This window comes from Streptomyces sp. Ag109_O5-10, from assembly GCF_900105755.1.
Lineage (GTDB): Bacteria > Actinomycetota > Actinomycetes > Streptomycetales > Streptomycetaceae > Streptomyces.
Genome location: NZ_FNTQ01000001.1, coordinates 3,334,060 through 3,350,639, shown reverse-complemented (window position 1 = coordinate 3,350,639; position 16,580 = coordinate 3,334,060). Strand labels below are relative to the sequence as shown.

General features: G+C 72.6%; 8 protein-coding genes. 6 read left to right on the top strand and 2 right to left on the bottom strand.

Annotation, left to right across the window (positions count from 1 at the left end; all coding sequences use genetic code 11):
• Positions 1 to 432 precede the first annotated feature (432 nt).
• Complete coding sequence (locus tag BLW82_RS15220) at positions 433 to 3,693, bottom strand: choice-of-anchor D domain-containing protein (protein ID WP_093499313.1); 3,261 nt, start codon at positions 3,691 to 3,693, stop codon at positions 433 to 435.
• Positions 3,694 to 4,087: 394 nt separating this feature from the next.
• Between BLW82_RS15220 and BLW82_RS15215 the strand changes: the two genes are divergently transcribed.
• The gene (locus BLW82_RS15215) at positions 4,088 to 6,304 is read left to right on the top strand and encodes a DEAD/DEAH box helicase (protein ID WP_093499312.1); all 2,217 of its coding nucleotides are present in this window, start codon (positions 4,088 to 4,090) and stop codon (positions 6,302 to 6,304) included.
• 21 nt (positions 6,305 to 6,325) lie between these two features.
• Here the strand turns inward: BLW82_RS15215 and BLW82_RS15210 are convergent, their stop codons facing one another.
• Positions 6,326 to 7,327: a LacI family DNA-binding transcriptional regulator gene (locus BLW82_RS15210; RefSeq protein ID WP_093499311.1), complete on the bottom strand. Its 1,002-nt coding sequence runs from the start codon at positions 7,325 to 7,327 to the stop codon at positions 6,326 to 6,328.
• Between the two features lie 253 nt (positions 7,328 to 7,580).
• Here BLW82_RS15210 and BLW82_RS15205 point away from each other — a divergent pair, with 253 nt between their 5' ends.
• From BLW82_RS15205 to BLW82_RS15185, 5 genes are all read left to right on the top strand, one after another.
• Positions 7,581 to 8,915, top strand: a complete 1,335-nt coding sequence (locus BLW82_RS15205; protein ID WP_093499310.1) for an ABC transporter substrate-binding protein — start codon at positions 7,581 to 7,583, stop codon at positions 8,913 to 8,915.
• A gap of 7 nt (positions 8,916 to 8,922) precedes the next feature.
• Positions 8,923 to 9,870: a carbohydrate ABC transporter permease gene (locus BLW82_RS15200; RefSeq protein WP_093499309.1), complete on the top strand. Its 948-nt coding sequence runs from the start codon at positions 8,923 to 8,925 to the stop codon at positions 9,868 to 9,870.
• Positions 9,871 to 9,917: 47 nt separating this feature from the next.
• Positions 9,918 to 10,724, top strand: coding sequence for a carbohydrate ABC transporter permease (locus tag BLW82_RS15195; protein ID WP_256216204.1), 807 nt, complete (start codon positions 9,918 to 9,920; stop codon positions 10,722 to 10,724).
• 41 nt (positions 10,725 to 10,765) lie between these two features.
• Positions 10,766 to 13,492, top strand: coding sequence for a glycoside hydrolase family 38 N-terminal domain-containing protein (locus BLW82_RS15190; protein WP_093499307.1), 2,727 nt, complete (start codon positions 10,766 to 10,768; stop codon positions 13,490 to 13,492).
• A gap of 106 nt (positions 13,493 to 13,598) precedes the next feature.
• Complete coding sequence (locus tag BLW82_RS15185; protein ID WP_256215807.1) at positions 13,599 to 16,577, top strand: glycoside hydrolase family 2 TIM barrel-domain containing protein; 2,979 nt, start codon at positions 13,599 to 13,601, stop codon at positions 16,575 to 16,577.
• Positions 16,578 to 16,580 lie beyond the last annotated feature (3 nt).

Sequence of the window (16,580 nt, the reverse complement as noted above, 5' to 3'; positions counted from 1 at the left end):
CATCTCCGGACGTAATCCGATCCTGCTGTGGCGGCGGATTGGTCCTGGTCGCAAGGAAACCGCAGCTGTCCTCGCGGAACCCGTGGCGGTTCCGCCCGCCACGATCCTTCAGGGCGGGGCCGTGCGCGGATCCGGCCGTAGGACGCGGTCCGCGGCGCCGATTCTTCACCCCGCGCGGCGAAGGGTGCCGAAGGGCCGGACGGCGTCCGGGCGTCGGTGAGAGGCGGCCGACGGCGGCCGACTCGGAGGTGTGGACGGCGGCGGCCGACTCGGAGGTGTGGACCGCGATGTCGGAGATGCCGGTCTCCGAGGCAGCTGGAGCGGTATACGCCGCTGCCCCCGGTCGACGCGATCGCCGCCCGTCGGACGCACGGGCGGCGCGGCACCCTTCGCGGGGGCCGCGCCGCCGTCGTTGCCCGGGCCGCAGTGGGCTCAGACGAGGGAGTTGTAGATCTTCCAGCCGGGCCCGACGCTGACGCGCGACGCGTAGGGCGCCGCCGCGTGGCCGGTGCCCCGGTAGAGCCACAGCGTGCCCGTGGTGTCGCGGGCGAGCAGGTCGGCCCTGCCGTCACCGGTGACGTCACGCGGTCCGGCGAGCGCGTTGTAGGTGTTCCAGCCCGTGCCGATCCTGGTGCGGGCGGCGAAGGGGGCGGTGGTGCTGCCGGTGCCGCGGTAGAGCCACAGGGTGCCCCTGGTGTCGCGGGCGAGCAGGTCGGCCCTGCCGTCACCGGTGACGTCGCCCGTGCCGGTCAGCGCGTTGTAGGTGTTCCAGCCCGTGCCGATCCTGGTGCGGGCGGCGAAGGGGGCGGTGGTGCTGCCGGTGCCGCGGTAGAGCCACAGGGTGCCCCTGGTGTCGCGGGCGAGCAGGTCGGCCCTGCCGTCACCCGTGACGTCGCCCGTGCCGGTCAGGGAGGTGTAACCGCCCCAGCCCGGCCCGACCTTCCTGCGCGGCGCGAACGGTGCCGCCGCCTTGCCGGTCCCCTGGTACAGCCACAGCGTGCCCGTGCCGTCGCGGGCCACGACCGAGCCGGTGCCGTCCGACATCACCCGCGAGACACTGGTGATCAGGTTGTAGGTGTTCCAGCCGGGGCCGATGTCGAGGCGCCGCGCGAGGGGCGCCGCCGCCACGCCCGTGCCGTGGTACTGCCACAGCACGCCGAAGGTGTCCCGCGCCAGCAGCGTGCCGAGCTGTGCCGGCGGCGGGGTGCCCGTGCCGCCGACCGTCTCCAGCATCGCGCCCTGCCCGGAGTCGCCGGTGATCTCGTAGGACGCCGACCGGGCGCCGACGGTGGTCGGCGAGAAGGTCACGGTCTGCCGCACGCTCTGCTCGGGGCCGATGACCAGCCCCTCGGGCAGCGGGTCCGCGCTGGTGAACACGCCGGCCGGCGCCTTCGCCTTGGTGATGGTGACCGGAACGTTCCCGGAGTTGGTGATGGTGAACGACTTGGTGACCGACGTGCCGCGGGTGACCCCGCCGAACGCCAGCGACGGGGGAGTGAGCAGCAGGTGCCCCTGGCCGCTGATCGCGTTGCCCTCGACCGGGATGGTCAGCGTGCCGCTGGTGCTCGACAGGGTGATCGACGAGGAGTGCCGGCCGGTGGCCGTGGGCGCGTAGCCGACGCGGAGCACGACCGAGCCCTGGGCCGGGACGACCGTCGGGTCCGCCGGGTCGGCGCTCGGCAGGTTGTCCGCGCTGAACGGTCCGGTGGGCGGTGCGACGGAGGTGATGGTCTCCGGCTCGGTGCCGGTGTTGGTCAGCTGGACGTTCGCGGTGGCCGCGGTCCCCGTCGGCTGGTTGGCGAAGGACACCGTGCCCGGGAACGCGGCCAGCCCCGCCCTGGTCCCGACGCCGTGCAGACTCAGCGCGAACGTGCCCGCGCCGGTGGCGACGGTGAGCGTGCCGCTCGCGCCCAGGACCGCGGCCGGCCGGAACGTGACCGGCACGGTCAGCTGCCCGCCGGCCGGGATCGAGGCGGGAAGCGACGCGGTGTCCGCGGTGAACGGTCCGTCGACGCTCACCGACTCGATCGTCAGCGCCCTGGACGGGTTCTGGTTCTCCGTCAGGACGACGTCGGTGCTCACCGCGTCGCCGACCTGCGCCGTCCCGAAGTCGACAGGTCCGCCCTTGAGCGGGCTGCCCACCGGGTTGCCGTACGCGTAGACCTTGCCGTCCCGTGTTCCGACGAAGACCTGATTGCCGTCGGTAGCCGGGACGGCGAACTTCGCTGCGGTGCCGATCGGCGCGGACCACACCAGCTGCAGGACGCCGTTCGCGTCCGGTACCGGGTTGTAGGCGCGCAGTTGGGCGCCCACGCCCGTCGGGCCGCCCGACCACACGACCCACACCAGGGCGCTGCCCGAGCGCGTCCCGTCGGAGGTGACCACCGCCGAGCCGCTGGTGTAGGGGAAGGAGTCCTGGCTCGCGCCCGCGACGCTCAGCGCCGGGTCCCCCTTGCCGGTCACGCCGCGGTGCAGCGCCGTCAGCGAGCCGCCGTTGCCGACGACGTACACGTAGCCGCCGTCACCGCCCCAGACCGCGGGGTGGCCCCACTGGCCCTTCAGCGGCCCGGTGACGCCGACGACCGCGTCCGTTCCGCCGGGGCCCTGCGAGCGCCCGCCGAGGTGGTCGCGGTCCAGCAGGAACACCCGGCCGTCCTTGCCCTGCTGCACCAGCAGATGCGGGTGGGAGGCGGTGCCGAAGCTGTCCGGCAGGCCCACCGGGCCGCCGGAGGCCAGGTCGGTGTCGAGCTGGTCGAGCGTCGGCGCGTTGGACGGGCTGAAGAAGTCCGCGGCCTTCAGGCTCCGGTCGCTCTGCACCTGGAGCCGGACCACGGACTCCGCGAGCGTGCCGGGCGGCGAGGTGCCCGGGCCGGGCGCCGGGCTGACGCCGTTGCCGGTGGCCACGAAGATCCGGCCGGGACCGTCGGAGACCAGCCCGCCGCCGGACTGCCAGATGCCGGCGCCGCTGTTGCTGGCGCCGGTCTCCGTCGCCCACATCGACGTCACCGAGGGCGACGTGGTGCTGACGCCGACCACGTAGCCGCGGTACGGCTTGGCGTCACAGTGCCCGCCGAAGCCCGCGTACACGGTCCCGTCGAGCAGCAGCAGTCCCGGCCGCTGCATCTCGTACGCGGGCAGGAACGACTGGCTCGGGTCGTTGGACGCCGAGCCCTTGATCGTCACGGGGAAGCCCTGCTTCTCCGCGCCGGTGACCGGGTCGAGCGCGTGCATGTACCAGTGCGGGTTGAGCGCGTTCGGGCCGTCGTCGACCTTGGTCGTCAGGTAGACCGCGCCGGACGCCGGGTCGTACACCGGCGTGCCGGTGCTGCCGATGGTCGGCGCCAGGTCGCCGCAGCTGAGCGTGGCGGCCGGCCACGCCGGCCCGAAGTTCCGCTTCCACAGCACGGCGCCGGTCGTCCGGTCCAGGCCGTAGGCCACGTTGTTCTCGGTGACCGCCACCACCGTGGCGCCGACCACGATCGGCTGCGCGTAGATCTGCCCGTCCAGCTGGGCCGGGGCCTTCCACAACTGCCCGAACGACGACGACTTCACGTCCGCCGCGCTCAGACCGCTCTCCCCCTGGTCCCAGCCGGTGCGCAGCGAGTCCACCGACCCGGTGTTCTCGCCGGCCCGCGCCTGCGGGACGCCCACGCCGACCAGCCCCGCCGTCAGCGCGCCCGTCACCGCGAGCACCAGCCCGCGCCACCCGCTCCCTCTCCTGCGTCTCTGCCGTATACCGCCGCGTCTGTCAGCACCCACGACGAAAACCCCCTCCGACGCCCCGCACCCGAAGTCCCCGCGACCGCGCTCCCCGCACGGCCGCCCTCCCCTGCACCGCCCGGCGCCTCAGGCGTCCTTCCTCGGGGGAAGGACGCGGCGCACGGTCGCAGCCCGCGCATCAAACCACACAACCCACCCCACGTGACCTGGTTGTCCCTGCTCTCTCTCGCGGCCTCTCGCGACGCGTGGTCGGTTCAACTCCCGTACCGCGCCGAGCCGCTCGTGGGCTGCTTCGTGCCGGGGGGCTCCGGACGGCGCGGGGTGGGAAGATGCCGGAACGGCCGGTGAGGAGTGAGGGGCGGGGCGCGTGGGGCGGGAAGAGCGGGACGTGGTCGCGCGGGGAGCGCGGCTGGCCGAGGCGGCCCGGAACGTGGCCGGTGACCACGGCAGGGCCGTCGAGGCCGTACGGGCGGCACTCGCGCCGATCCACGACGCGGCGGTACGGCGGGAGCTCGACGCCATCCCGGTCGCGCGGCTCCAGGACGTCACCGAGGGGCGGCTGCGGCTGGGCGGCGTCGAGCAGAGCGGGCTGCGGACGGTGGGTGCCGTACTCGACGCGGGCGCGTACCGGCTGCTTCAGATACCCGGTGTCGGGCGCCGCACCGTCGACCAGATGCTCGCCGCGGCCCGCAGACTCTCCGAGGCCGTGCACGAGACCGTGGCGGTCCATATCGACGTGGACCGGCCGGAGCCGGGCACCACCGCACTCGTCGTGGCCCTTCAGGTGCTGGTGGAGGCGGGGCCGGAGGCTCGGCGCGCCGTCGACCGGGCCGGCGCCCTGTCGCAACGGCTGGAGCCGCTGCTGGCCGACGCCCGCCCCGTCGCCGGGCGGTTCCGGATGCTCCTGGCCGGTCCGGAGCGGAAGGCCCGCGCCCTGTCGGCGGTGGCCGAACTCCGTCCGCTGGTGGACGAGGCGGACCGGGGGCGGGTGCCCGAACTGTTCGCCCAGGCCTCCGTCGACCTGCTCCGAGGGCCGTCGTCCGACCTCGCCGCCTGGTCGGACTTCGAACTCCGTTCCGCCGAGTACTACAGCCTGCTCGCCGAGATCTCCGGCGCGGCGCCCGACGCGGCCGCCGCCGAGGGCTTCCTGCCGGACGAGATCGCCGAGCGGGTCCGCGCCCAGCGCCTCCACGACGCGCACCGGCGGGTCTCCCTCCGCGGCTACCAGGCGTTCGGCGCGCGGTTCGCCCTCGCGCAGCGCAAGGTGATCCTCGGTGACGAGATGGGCCTCGGCAAGACCATCCAGGCGATCGCCGTGCTGGCCCACCTGGCCGCCGAGGGGCAGAGCCATTTCATGGTGGTGTGCCCGGCGAGCGTCCTCGTGAACTGGACGCGGGAGATCGAGGCCCGGAGCGCCCTGCGCACGATGCTGCTGCACGGCCCCGACCGGCGCGACGCGTTCGCGGACTGGAAGGAGCGGGGCGGGGTCGGGGTGACCACGTTCGACGCCCTGCGCGGGTTCCCCGCACCGGACGGCGGCGAGATCGGCCTGTTCGTGGTCGACGAGGCACACGCGGTGAAGAACCCGAAGGCCAAGCGCTCCCAGGCGGTCGCCCGGTGGGCGGAGCGCTGCGAGCGCGCCCTGTTCATGACCGGCACCCCGATGGAGAACCGGGTCGCGGAGTTCCGCAGCCTGGTCGGGATGCTCGACCGCGGCGTCGCGGAGTCCCTGGACGACGGTGACGCCCTGGCCGGATCGGTCGCCTTCCGCAGGGCCGTCGCCCCCGTCTACCTGCGGCGCAACCAGCAGGACGTGCTGACCGAACTCCCGAGTCTCCAGCACACCGACGAGTGGGAGGAGCTGAGCGCGTCGGACGCGGAGGCGTACCGCGACGCCGTGCGCGCCGGCAACTTCATGGCGATGCGCAGGGCCGCGTACCTCCGCCCGGAGCGGTCGGCCAAGCTGGAGCGGCTCCGGGAGATCGTCGAGGAAGCCGGCGAGAACGGGCAGAAGACGGTGGTCTTCTCCAACTTCAAGGACGTCCTGCGCGTGGTCGAGGAGGCGCTCGCCGACGGCGCCCCGGTCTTCGGCCCGCTCACCGGCGCTGTTCCCGCCGCACGCCGGCAGCAGCTCGTCGACGACTTCGCCGCCGCCCCGGGCGCCGCGGTGCTTCTGGCGCAGATCCAGGCGGCGGGCGTCGGCCTCAACATGCAGGCCGCCTCCGTCGTCGTCATCTGCGAACCCCAGATCAAACCGACCGTCGAACACCAGGCGGTGGCCAGGGCCCACCGCATGGGCCAGGTCAGACCGGTCCGGGTGCACCGCCTGCCCGCCACCGGGGGAGTGGACGAACGCCTGGTGGAGATGCTGGCGAGGAAGACCCGCCTGTTCGACGCCTACGCCCGCCGCAGCGAGGTGGCCGAAGCCACCCCGGACGCGATCGACGTGTCGGACACCGAACTGGCCCGCCGGATCGTCGAGGCGGAACAGGTCCGTCTGGGAACGACGGACGGGGCCCACGTCGAGCGACCGGACGGGGACCGCCTCCGGAGAACCGACGGCTCCGTCACCGTCAAGCCCTGAGCCCGGTCGGCCCGGCCGCCCCTACGCCGACTCCCGCACCCGCAACTCCGCCCCCACGGTGAGCTGTTCGGCGGGCAGCGGGTCGCTGCCGGTCAGCAGCCGGGCCGCCTGTTCGACGGTGAGGGCGCCGAGACGGCGGGTGTCCAGGGCCACCGTCGTCAGCGGGGGGTCGACGAGCGTGCCCAGCTGCAGGCCGTCGAAGCCGATCACGGCGAGGTCCCGGGGGACCTGCCGGCCGAGCCGGCGTGCGGCGCGCAGCGCCCCTATGGCGACGATGTCGTTGAAGGTGAACACGGCGGTCAGGTCCGGGTGCCGGGCGAGGAGTTCCTGGAGCGCGCTCTCCCCGCCCTCGACGCTCTGGTCGGCGCGGGCCACGGAGGTCGAGTCCAGTCCGCATGCGGACATCGCGGTGTCGAACCACCGGTGCCGGATGCTCGGTTCGTACCGTTCGGCGTGGTCGAGCATGCCGATGTGCCGGTGTCCCGCGGCGGTCAGATGCCTGATCGCCGCGTGCACGCCGCTCTCGCCGTCGATACGGATCGAGCTGAACCGCTGGGTGCGGTGCTCGCGGTCGATGAGCACCACGGGCAGGCCCAGGGTCAGCCTGTCGATCTCGTCCTCGGGCAGGCTGAGGTAGCCCACGACGGCGTCGACCTGGGAGGCGATCACCTCCAGCGTGCCCCGTTCCTCCTCGGTCCGGTCGCCGGTGTCGTACACGACGACGTGCCAGCCGCGGTCCCGGGCCGCCTCCAGCGCGGCCGCGGCGACCTCGGTGAAGAACGGGTTGAGCAGGTCGGGGATCACCAGGCCGACACTTATGGTGTCCTGCCGGACGAGCCCCCGTGCGAACCGGCTCGGCCGGTAGCCGAGCGCCAGGGCGGTGTCGAGCACGCGCTGCTTGGTGGAGGCGCCGATCTCGCCCTTGTCGTTGAGCGCCCGTGACACGGTCTGCCGGGACACGCCCGCGGCCTCGGCCACATCGTCGATCGTGACCTTGCGGGGTCCGGTCCCCGACGACGCCATCACTCACCTCCGCGAAAAACCGTGAAATTGCCGACGCGCCAGCGCCGCAGGGACACCGAGTATGCCCCGGCGCGTAGAGACCTTGACACTCTGGCGTTCGGAAGCACACACTCCCAATCACTTCCCGTTACCGCTCCCGTGAGCGCTCACGTTACCGCTCACGGAACCCAATTCCAACCAGAAGGCATCCGCCTCCAGGTGTCAACGTCGACCCGCCTGGGCCCATGACCAGGCGCTCTCTGGAACGGAAGACATGACAAGCACAGCCACGCGCACCCGCCTCGCCGCAGCAGCCGCGACCGCGGGCATCGTCGTACTCGCCGGGTGTTCCTCCTCCGGCTCGTCGGACAAGGCGTCCGCCGCCTCCTGCGAGCCCGCGAAGGGCAAGGTCACCCTCCAGTACTGGAACACCGTTCCGGGCATGGACCAGGTCGTCGACCTGTGGAACAAGCAGCACCCGAACATCCAGGTCGAGACGAAGAACATCTCCAACGACCAGTACGGCACCCTCGGCAACGCCCTCAAGGCGGACAAGGCGCCGGACCTCGCCCAGGTCGGCTACGACGAGCTGCCCAACCTGCGCACCCAGAGCGCCTTCGTGGACGCCTCCGCCTGCAAGGACGCCACCGCGGCCAAGGCGAAGTTCGTGCCGTGGACCTGGTCGCAGACCAGCTTCGGCGACACCGGCGTGTTCGCGATCCCGCAGGACACCGGCCCGATGGCGCTGTACGTCCGCAGCGATCTCTTCAAGAAGTACAACGTCGCCGTCCCCACGACCTGGGACGAGTACGCGACGGCCGCCGAGAAGCTGCACAAGGCAGACCCGAGCCTCGACATGACGTTCTTCGACCCGAACAACGCCGAGTGGTTCAACGGGCTCCTGTGGCAGAACGACGCCAAGATGTACGGCTACTCCGGCGACAAGTGGCAGGTCTCCGTCGACTCGGCGCAGAGCAAGCAGGTCGCGGACTACTGGCAGAAGCTGATCTCCGAGAAGGTCGTGCGCACCGACCTCGCCCACGGCTCCACCCAGATGTACGCGGCGTACCAGAAGGACCAGCTCGCCACCTACGTCGGCGCCGCCTGGGGCTACAGCATGTTCCGTGACAACCTGCCCAAGCAGGCCGGGAAGTGGTCGATCGTCCCGATGCCGACGTGGGGTTCGAACCCCTCCTCCGGTGACTGGGGCGGCTCGACCGTCGCCTTCATGAAGGGCAGCAAGCACCTCTACGAGTCGGTCGAGTTCAACACCTGGCTGAACACCGACCCGGACGCCCTGGCGCTGGAGAACAAGCTCGGCGGGCTCTACCCGGCCGCCAAGGCCGGTCTCGACCTGCCCGCACTGAAGCAGGGCGTGCCGTACTACAACAACGAGAAGATCTTCGACGTCTTCGCCGACGCCTCCAAGAAGATCGACACCAGTTTCGCCTGGGGTCCGACGCAGAAGACCGTGAACCTGGCCCTGCAGGACGCGCTGGCCAAGGCCGCGGCCGGCGGCGGCAGCCTCAGCGACGCGCTCGCGACCGCGCAGGCGGCCGCGCTGAAGTCGATGAAGGACCAGGCGATCCCGGCGACGGCGGGCAAGTGACCGCGGTATGACCGACCTCGCAACCCGCTCGGCCGGCGTGCGAACCACGCCCGGAGGCCGCCGTCGCCCGAACGGCGGCGGCCCCCGGGCGGCCACCGTCGCCGCCTTCGTGACCCCGTTCTTCCTGCCGTTCCTGCTCTTCTACCTGGTGCCGGTCGGCTACGCCCTCTGGCAGAGCTTCCGCGTCGTGCGCCGCTCCGGCGGCCAGTACGGCACGTCGTACACGACCTTCGGCGGCTTCGAGCAGTACGGGCAGGTGCTCCAGAACCACGAGTTCTGGTCCAGCATCGGCCGCATCGGGCTGTTCGGCATCGTGCAGGTGCCGGTCATGCTCTTCGTGGCCCTGATCATCGCGCTGCTCCTCGACACGCCCCTGCTGCGGGCCAAGGGGTTCTTCCGCATCGTCGCCTTCATGCCGTACGCGGTACCCGGCGTGATCGCCGCGATCATGTGGTCGTACCTCTACTCGCCCCAGCTCAGCCCGGTCGTCGACCTGCTGAACGGGGTCGGGCTGCACCCCGACTTCCTCGGCCCCGGCGCCGTGCTCTGGTCGGCGGCGAACGTCTCCACCTGGCTGTGGACCGGCTACAACATGCTGATCATGTTCTCGGCGCTGCAGTCGATCCCGCAGGAGCTCTACGAGGCCGCCAAGCTCGACGGCGCCTCCAACTGGACGATCGCCTGGCGGGTCAAGGTGCCGATCATCGCGCCGTCGATCGTGCTGACCACCGTCTTCTCGATCATCGGCACGCTCCAGCTGTACGCCGAGCCGGCCGTGCTGCGGCAGATCTCCTCGAACATCTCCAGCACGTTCACGCCGAACATGCTCGCCTACACGGTGGCCTCGGGGAACAACTACCAGCAGGCCGCGGCCATCTCGGTGGTCATCGCCGTCATCACCTTCGTCTTGAGCTTCGGGTTCATGCGACTGACCTCGAAGAAGGCCGGACTGTGAACAAACCGACCATCGACCGTGAAAGCCGGGTCAGCCGTACGGCCGCGATGGGGCTGATGCTGCTCCTGGCCGTCTACTTCCTGCTGCCGGTGTACTTCCTGGTCGTCGCCGCGACCAAGCCGCAGGGCGACCTGGCCGCCACCAACGGGCTGGCGTTCTCGCACTTCAACCTGTTCGACAACCTGCACACCCTGTTCACCCGCAGCGACGGCATCTTCGGCCGCTGGGCCCTCAACACCGTCCTGTACGCGGTGCTGGGCGCGGCCGTGGGCACCCTGATCTCCGCGCTGTGCGGCTACGCCCTCGCCAAGTTCGAGTTCCGCGGCCGGGAGTTCCTGTTCTCCGTCATCCTCGGCGGCGTCCTGGTGCCCACCACCGCGCTCGCCCTGCCGCTGTTCCTGCTGTTCTCGGCGACCGGGCTCGTCAACACCTACCTCGCGGTGTTCCTGCCCAGCATCGTCAGCCCGTTCGGCGTCTACCTCGCGCGGATCTTCGCCAACGCCTCCGTGCCGCAGGAGCTGATCGAGTCGGCGCGGCTGGACGGCGCCGGCGAGTTCCGCACGTTCTTCTCGGTGGCGTTCCGGCTGATGACACCGGCCCTGGTGACCATCTTCCTGTTCCAGTTCGTGGCCATCTGGAACAACTTCTTCCTGCCGATGGTCATGCTCCAGAAGGAGTCGCTCTTCCCGATCACGCTCGGCCTGTACGAGTGGAACGGCCAGACCGCCCGGGCCCCGCTGCTCCAGGAGTCCATCATCACCGGCTCGCTGGTGTCGATCCTGCCGGTGATCGTCGTCTTCATCCTCCTCCAGCGGTTCTGGCGCACCGGCCTGGCCGCCGGCTCCCTCAAGTGACCCCCCACGCACAGCCCCACGCACAGAAGGTGTTCCCCACCATGCCCAACCCGGCTGTCTTCGTGCCCCACTTCCACTGGGACCGGGAGTGGTACGAGCCGTTCCAGGTGTTCCGGCACCGCCTCGTCACCGCCCTCGACACCGTGCTGGAGACGGCCGAGACCGACCCGGACTTCCGGTTCACCGTCGACGGGCAGATGGCCGCCGTCGAGGACTACCTGGAGATGCGGCCCGAGAACCGCGACCGGGTCGCCGCCCTGGTCCGCGAGGGCCGGCTGGCCGTCGGGCCCTGGCTGATCCTGCTCGACGAGTTCCTCTGCTCCGGCGAGACCATCGTCCGCAACCTGCAGATGGGCTGGGCGGCCGCCGAACGGCTCGGCGGGGCCATGCCGATCGGCTACCTCCCGGACATGTTCGGCCACGTCGCGCAGATGCCGCAGATCCTGGCCCGGGCCGGCCTCGAGCACGCGGCGCTGTGGCGCGGGGTGCCCGGCACCGTCGACGGACACGCCTTCCGCTGGCGCGCCCCCGACGGCTCCGAGGTGCGTACCGAGTTCCTCTTCGACGGGTACGACAACGGCCTCGACGTCCTGCTGGTGCCGGACCGGATCCGCGGCGCGCTGGCCGAGTACGCCGGGATGACGGCGCACCGCTGGGGCGGCGACCCGGTGCTCGCCATGTCCGGCACCGACCACAACGCGCCCGACCCGCGGCTCGCGGAGTGGCTGCGCAAGGCCTCCACCGAGGAGCGGCCGATCACCGTCGCCACCCTCGACGAGTACGTCCGCAAGCACGTACGGGACGACGTCACGGCCGTCGTCACCGGTGAGCTGCGCAGCCACGTGCGGGGCAACATCCTTCCCGGCGTGCTCTCCGTGCGGCTCGGGCTCAAGCAGCGGATGGCCGCCGCCGAGCGGACCGTCGACCACGCCGAGCGGATGAACGCCCTGTGGTCCGGCCGCGACGACGCCCCCTTCCTCGCCCTCGCCTGGCACAAGATCATCGAGTCCACCGCGCACGACTCGGTGGTCGGCTCCGGCACCGACGAGACCTGCGACCAGGTCGCCGCCCGCCTCGCCGAGGCCGCGCAGGCCGCCCGCGCCGTCCGGGACGAGGCCCTCGCCGAGCGCGCCGCCGGGGTGGCCGGCGACGCCTACCTGGTCGCCAACCCGCTGCCGGCGCCCCGTACCGCACTGGTCGAGGTCGACGTGGTGGCCGCCCCGGACGGCGGCACGCTGGTCGCGACCACCGCCGACGGCACGGCACACCCCGTACAGCTGGTCTCCCAGGCCCCGACCCTCCTCAGCGACGAGCGGCTCGACGCCGCCCAGCTGGAACGCGTACTGCGCCGCATCCACCGCCGCGAGCTGTTCGGCCTGCTGATCAACGGTTACGAACTCACCCCGCACTCCCTCGTCTTCCACCTCGCCGAGGTCCCGGAGGGCTCCTTCGACCTGATGACCCTGCGCGGCGAGGTCGCCGCCGCGGCCGCCGCGCACCCGGGGGAGTGGCGGGTGCGGACCCTCGCCCAGGCCCGGGCCACCGCGCTGGTGGCCGTCCCCGTCCCCGCCGCCGGGCTCGCCGCCTTCCGGGTCGGCACCGGCGACCTGCCCGCCGCCCCCGCCTCGCGGGGCGCGACGGCGACGGCGGACACCCTCTCCAACGGCCTGGTCGAGGTCGCCGTCGCGGCCGACGGCACCCTGGACGTGACCGGCGCCGACGGCACCGTCCTGTCGGGCGTCGGCCGCCTGGTGGACGGCGGCGACCGCGGCGACAGCTACAACTACGCCCCGCCCGCCCAGGACGTCCTCGTCTCCGAGCCGACGCGGGTCGAGGTCGAGCTCCTCGAAACCGGCCCGCTGCGGGCCCGGCTGCGCGTCACCCGCGTCTACGAGTGGCCGGAGGCGCTCGCCGACGGCGACCGGGACCGGCGCAGCGGGCGTACCGTCCCGACCCCCGTGGACATGCTGGTGGAGGTCCGCGCGGGCGAGCCCTTCGTCCGGGTCTCCACGTCGTTCCTGAACCGGTCCGCCGACCACCGGCTGCGCCTGCACGTCCCGCTGCCGCTGCCCGTCACCACGTCCGCGTCGGCCGGGCAGTTCGCGGTCACCGAGCGCGGCCTGACCGCCGAGGGCGGCTGGGGCGAGTACCCGCTGCCGACCTTCCCCGCGAGCACCTTCGTGGCGGCGGGCCCGGCCACCGTCCTGCTCGACCACTCCGCCGAGTACGAACTCGTCGACGACGGCTCCGCCCTCGCCGTCACCCTGCTGCGCGCCATCGGCTTCATCAGCGTCAACATCCACCCCCTGCGCGACGAACCCGCGGCGAGCGAGATCCCCGCCCCGGGCGCCCAGGACCTGGGCATGCGCATCGAGAACCGGTTCGCCGTGCTGCCCTGGGCCTCCGGCTGGCAGGGCGCCGACGCGGTCGCCCTCGCCGAGGAGTTCCGCAACGACGCCCTCGTCACCCGGGGCACCGCCCCCGGCGGTGCCCCGCTGCCCCCGGACGCGGCCGGCCTGCACGTCGACGGCCGGGACGTGCACGTGTCCGGCATCCGCCGGATCACCGACGCGGAGCACGGTCCCGGCACCGAGGTCCGGCTGGTGGCGATGCGGGACACGGCGACGAGCGTGCGCCTGACCGGGGCGTTCACGGAGGCCACCACGGTCGACCTGCTCGGCCGGCCGCTCGCCCCCGAACCGGTCCGGGACGGGCTCGAACTCGCTCTCGGCCCGTGGGAGATCCGCACGGTGGTGCTCCGCCGGTAGGGCCGCGATGTGCCGTCTGTCGTCTGCCGGTCCGTCGTGGCTGATCGCGCAGTTCCTCCCCCCAGCACCCCTTCGGGGCGCTCTTCTTCAAGAAAGCTGTGGCGTCTTGTCCTCCGAGCTCACCGCGTACGTATCGGACCCCGCCCCCTGGCACGGCGCCCTGCGCCCGGCCCGCTCCTGGCTGCACTCCGACGCCCCCACCCTCTCGCTGAACGGCTCCTGGCGCTTCCGGCTGTCGCCCACGGCGGCCGTGGCCGCGGAGTTCACCGCCGAGGGCTTCGACGACCGGGGCTGGGACAGCATCCCGGTGCCCGCGCACTGGGTGCTGGAGGGCGACGGCGCCTACGGCCGGCCGGCGTACACGAACATCCAGTTCCCGTTCCCGATCGACCCGCCGCACGTCCCCGACGAGAACCCCACCGGCGACTACCGCCGCCACTTCGACCTCCCCGCCGGCTGGCCGGACGCCGAGCGCGTCCTGCTCCGGTTCGACGGCGTGGAATCGCTGTTCAAGGTGTGGGTGAACGGCGTCGAGATCGGCGGCGCGAGCGGCAGCCGGCTGGCCCACGAGTTCGACGTGACCTCCGCCGTCCGCCCCGGCGACAACGTCGTCGCCGTCCGCGTCCATCAGTGGTCGGCCGCCAGCTACCTGGAGGACCAGGACCAGTGGTGGCTGCCGGGCATCTTCCGGGACGTCACCCTGCTGGCCCGCCCGGCCGGGGGCATCGAGGACGTCTGGCTGCGCACCGGGTACGACAACGGGCGCGGCCGCGTCGAGGCGGAGATCACCGCCGGGCCGGCCGCGTTCCCGGTCACCCTGCGCATCCCCGAACTGGGCGTGGAGCGGGTCTGGGAGACGGCCGCCGACGTGGCACCCGTCGACCTCCCGGAGGTGGAGCCCTGGTCGGCGGAGGTGCCCCGGCTGTACGACGTGACCGTGTCCTCGGCCGCCGAGAGCATCGCGCTGCGGGCCGGTTTCCGCACGGTCGAGATCCGCGGCGACCAGTTCCTGGTCAACGGCCGCAAGGTCGTCTTCCACGGCATGAACCGGCACGAGGCCCACCCCGCGCGCGGCCGCGTCTTCGACGAGGCCCACGCCCGCGCCGACCTGGCCCGGATGAAGCGGTTCAACGTGAACGCCATCCGCACCAGCCACTACCCGCCGCACCCCCGGCTGCTCGACCTCGCCGACGAACTCGGCTTCTGGGTCGTCCTCGAATGCGACCTGGAGACCCACGGCTTCGAGAAGGTCGGCTGGACCGGCAACCCCACCGACGACCCGGCCTGGCGCGCGGCCTGCCTGGACCGCATCGAGCGCACCGTCGAACGGGACAAGAACCACCCCGGCGTCGTCATGTGGTCGCTCGGCAACGAGGCCGGCACCGGAGCCAACCTCGCCGCCATGGCCGCCTGGGTGCACGCCCGCGACCCCGAGCGGCCCGTCCACTACGAGGGCGACTACACGGGCGACTACACCGACGTCTACTCCCGGATGTACGCGACCGTGCCGGAGACCGAGCAGATCGGCACCGACGGCTCCACCGCCCCGCTGCTGGGCTGCACCCCCGCCCAGGGCGCCCGGCAGCGCACCAGGCCGTTCCTGCTCTGCGAGTACGCCCACGCGATGGGCAACGGCCCGGGCGCCCTCGATCAGTACGAGGAACTGGTCCACCGTCACCCGCGGCTGCACGGCGGCTTCGTCTGGGAGTGGCGCGACCACGGCATCCTGGCCACCGCCCCCGACGGCACGCCGTACTACGCCTACGGCGGCGACTTCGGCGAGGTCGTGCACGACGGCAACTTCGTGATGGACGGGATGGTGCTCAGCGACGACGTGCCGACGCCCGGCCTCCACGAGTTCAAGGCGGTCGTCCAGCCGATCCGGTTCGCCTTCGACGGCGACAAGCTCGACATCACCAACCTGCGGCACTCGGCCGACACCTCCGACCTGCGGTTCCGCTGGCGCGTCGAGTTCGACGGCGTCCCCGTCGAGACGGGAGAACTGGACACCCCGTCGCTCGCCGCGGGCGAGTCCGGACGGGTCCCGCTGCCCGCGTTCGCCGTGGCCGCGGACGCCGAGACCTGGCTGACCGTCGAGGCCGTGCTGGCGACGGACACCGCCTGGGCCCCCGCCGGGCACGAGGTCGCCACCGCCCAGCTGGACTGCTCGGTACGGCGGCCGGTACCCGCCGTCCGGCCCCGCACCGGCTGGCGTCCCGGCGCGGGCACGCGCACCCTCGGCATCGCCGAGTTCACCGGCGGCTCCCTCACCCGGCTCGCCGGACGTCCCGTCACCGGGCCGCGGCTGGAACTGTTCCGCGCCCCGACCGACAACGACGAGGGCACCGCCGACCGGCTGGAGGGCAGCGACGCCAGCGCCGAGGGGATCTCCAGCGCCGAACTGTGGCGCCGCGACGGCCTCGACCGCCTCACCGCGCGCCGGATCAGCGTGGAACACGCCACCGACGCCCTGCGCACCGTCGACCGGGTCTCGGCCGCGGACTCCGGGCTCTCGGTGACGGTCGAGTCGGTCTGGTCGGTCGAGGACGGCGGACTGGAACTGCGTGTCGAGATCGAGCCCTCCCGCGGCTGGGCGACGGTGTGGCCGCGGATCGGCATCCGCTTCGAACTGCCCGACGGCACGGCCCCCGTGGACGGCGCCGAGTGGTTCGGCCTCGGCCCGCTGGAGTCCTACCCCGACAGCCTCCGCGCGGCCCGCACCGGCCGGTTCTCGGCCACCGTCCGGGACCTCTCGGTGGACTACGCGCGCCCCCAGGAGACCGGCCACCGCTCGCGGCTGCGCCGGCTCACGCTGACCAGCGGCGACACCGAGGTCCTCCACCTCGACGCCCTCCCCGACACCCGCGGGCGGCGCCCCGGTTTCACCCTCGCCCGCCACACCCCGCAACAGCTCGACCGGGCCGCCCACCCCTACGAACTCCCGGAGTCCGCCACCAGCCACCTCATCATCGACGCGGCCCAGCACGGCCTCGGCTCCCGCGCCTGCGGACCGGACGTGTGGCCGGAGTTCGCCCTGCGCCCCGAGGCCCGCACGATCAGGCTGCGGTTCACCCAGGGCGCCTGAGCA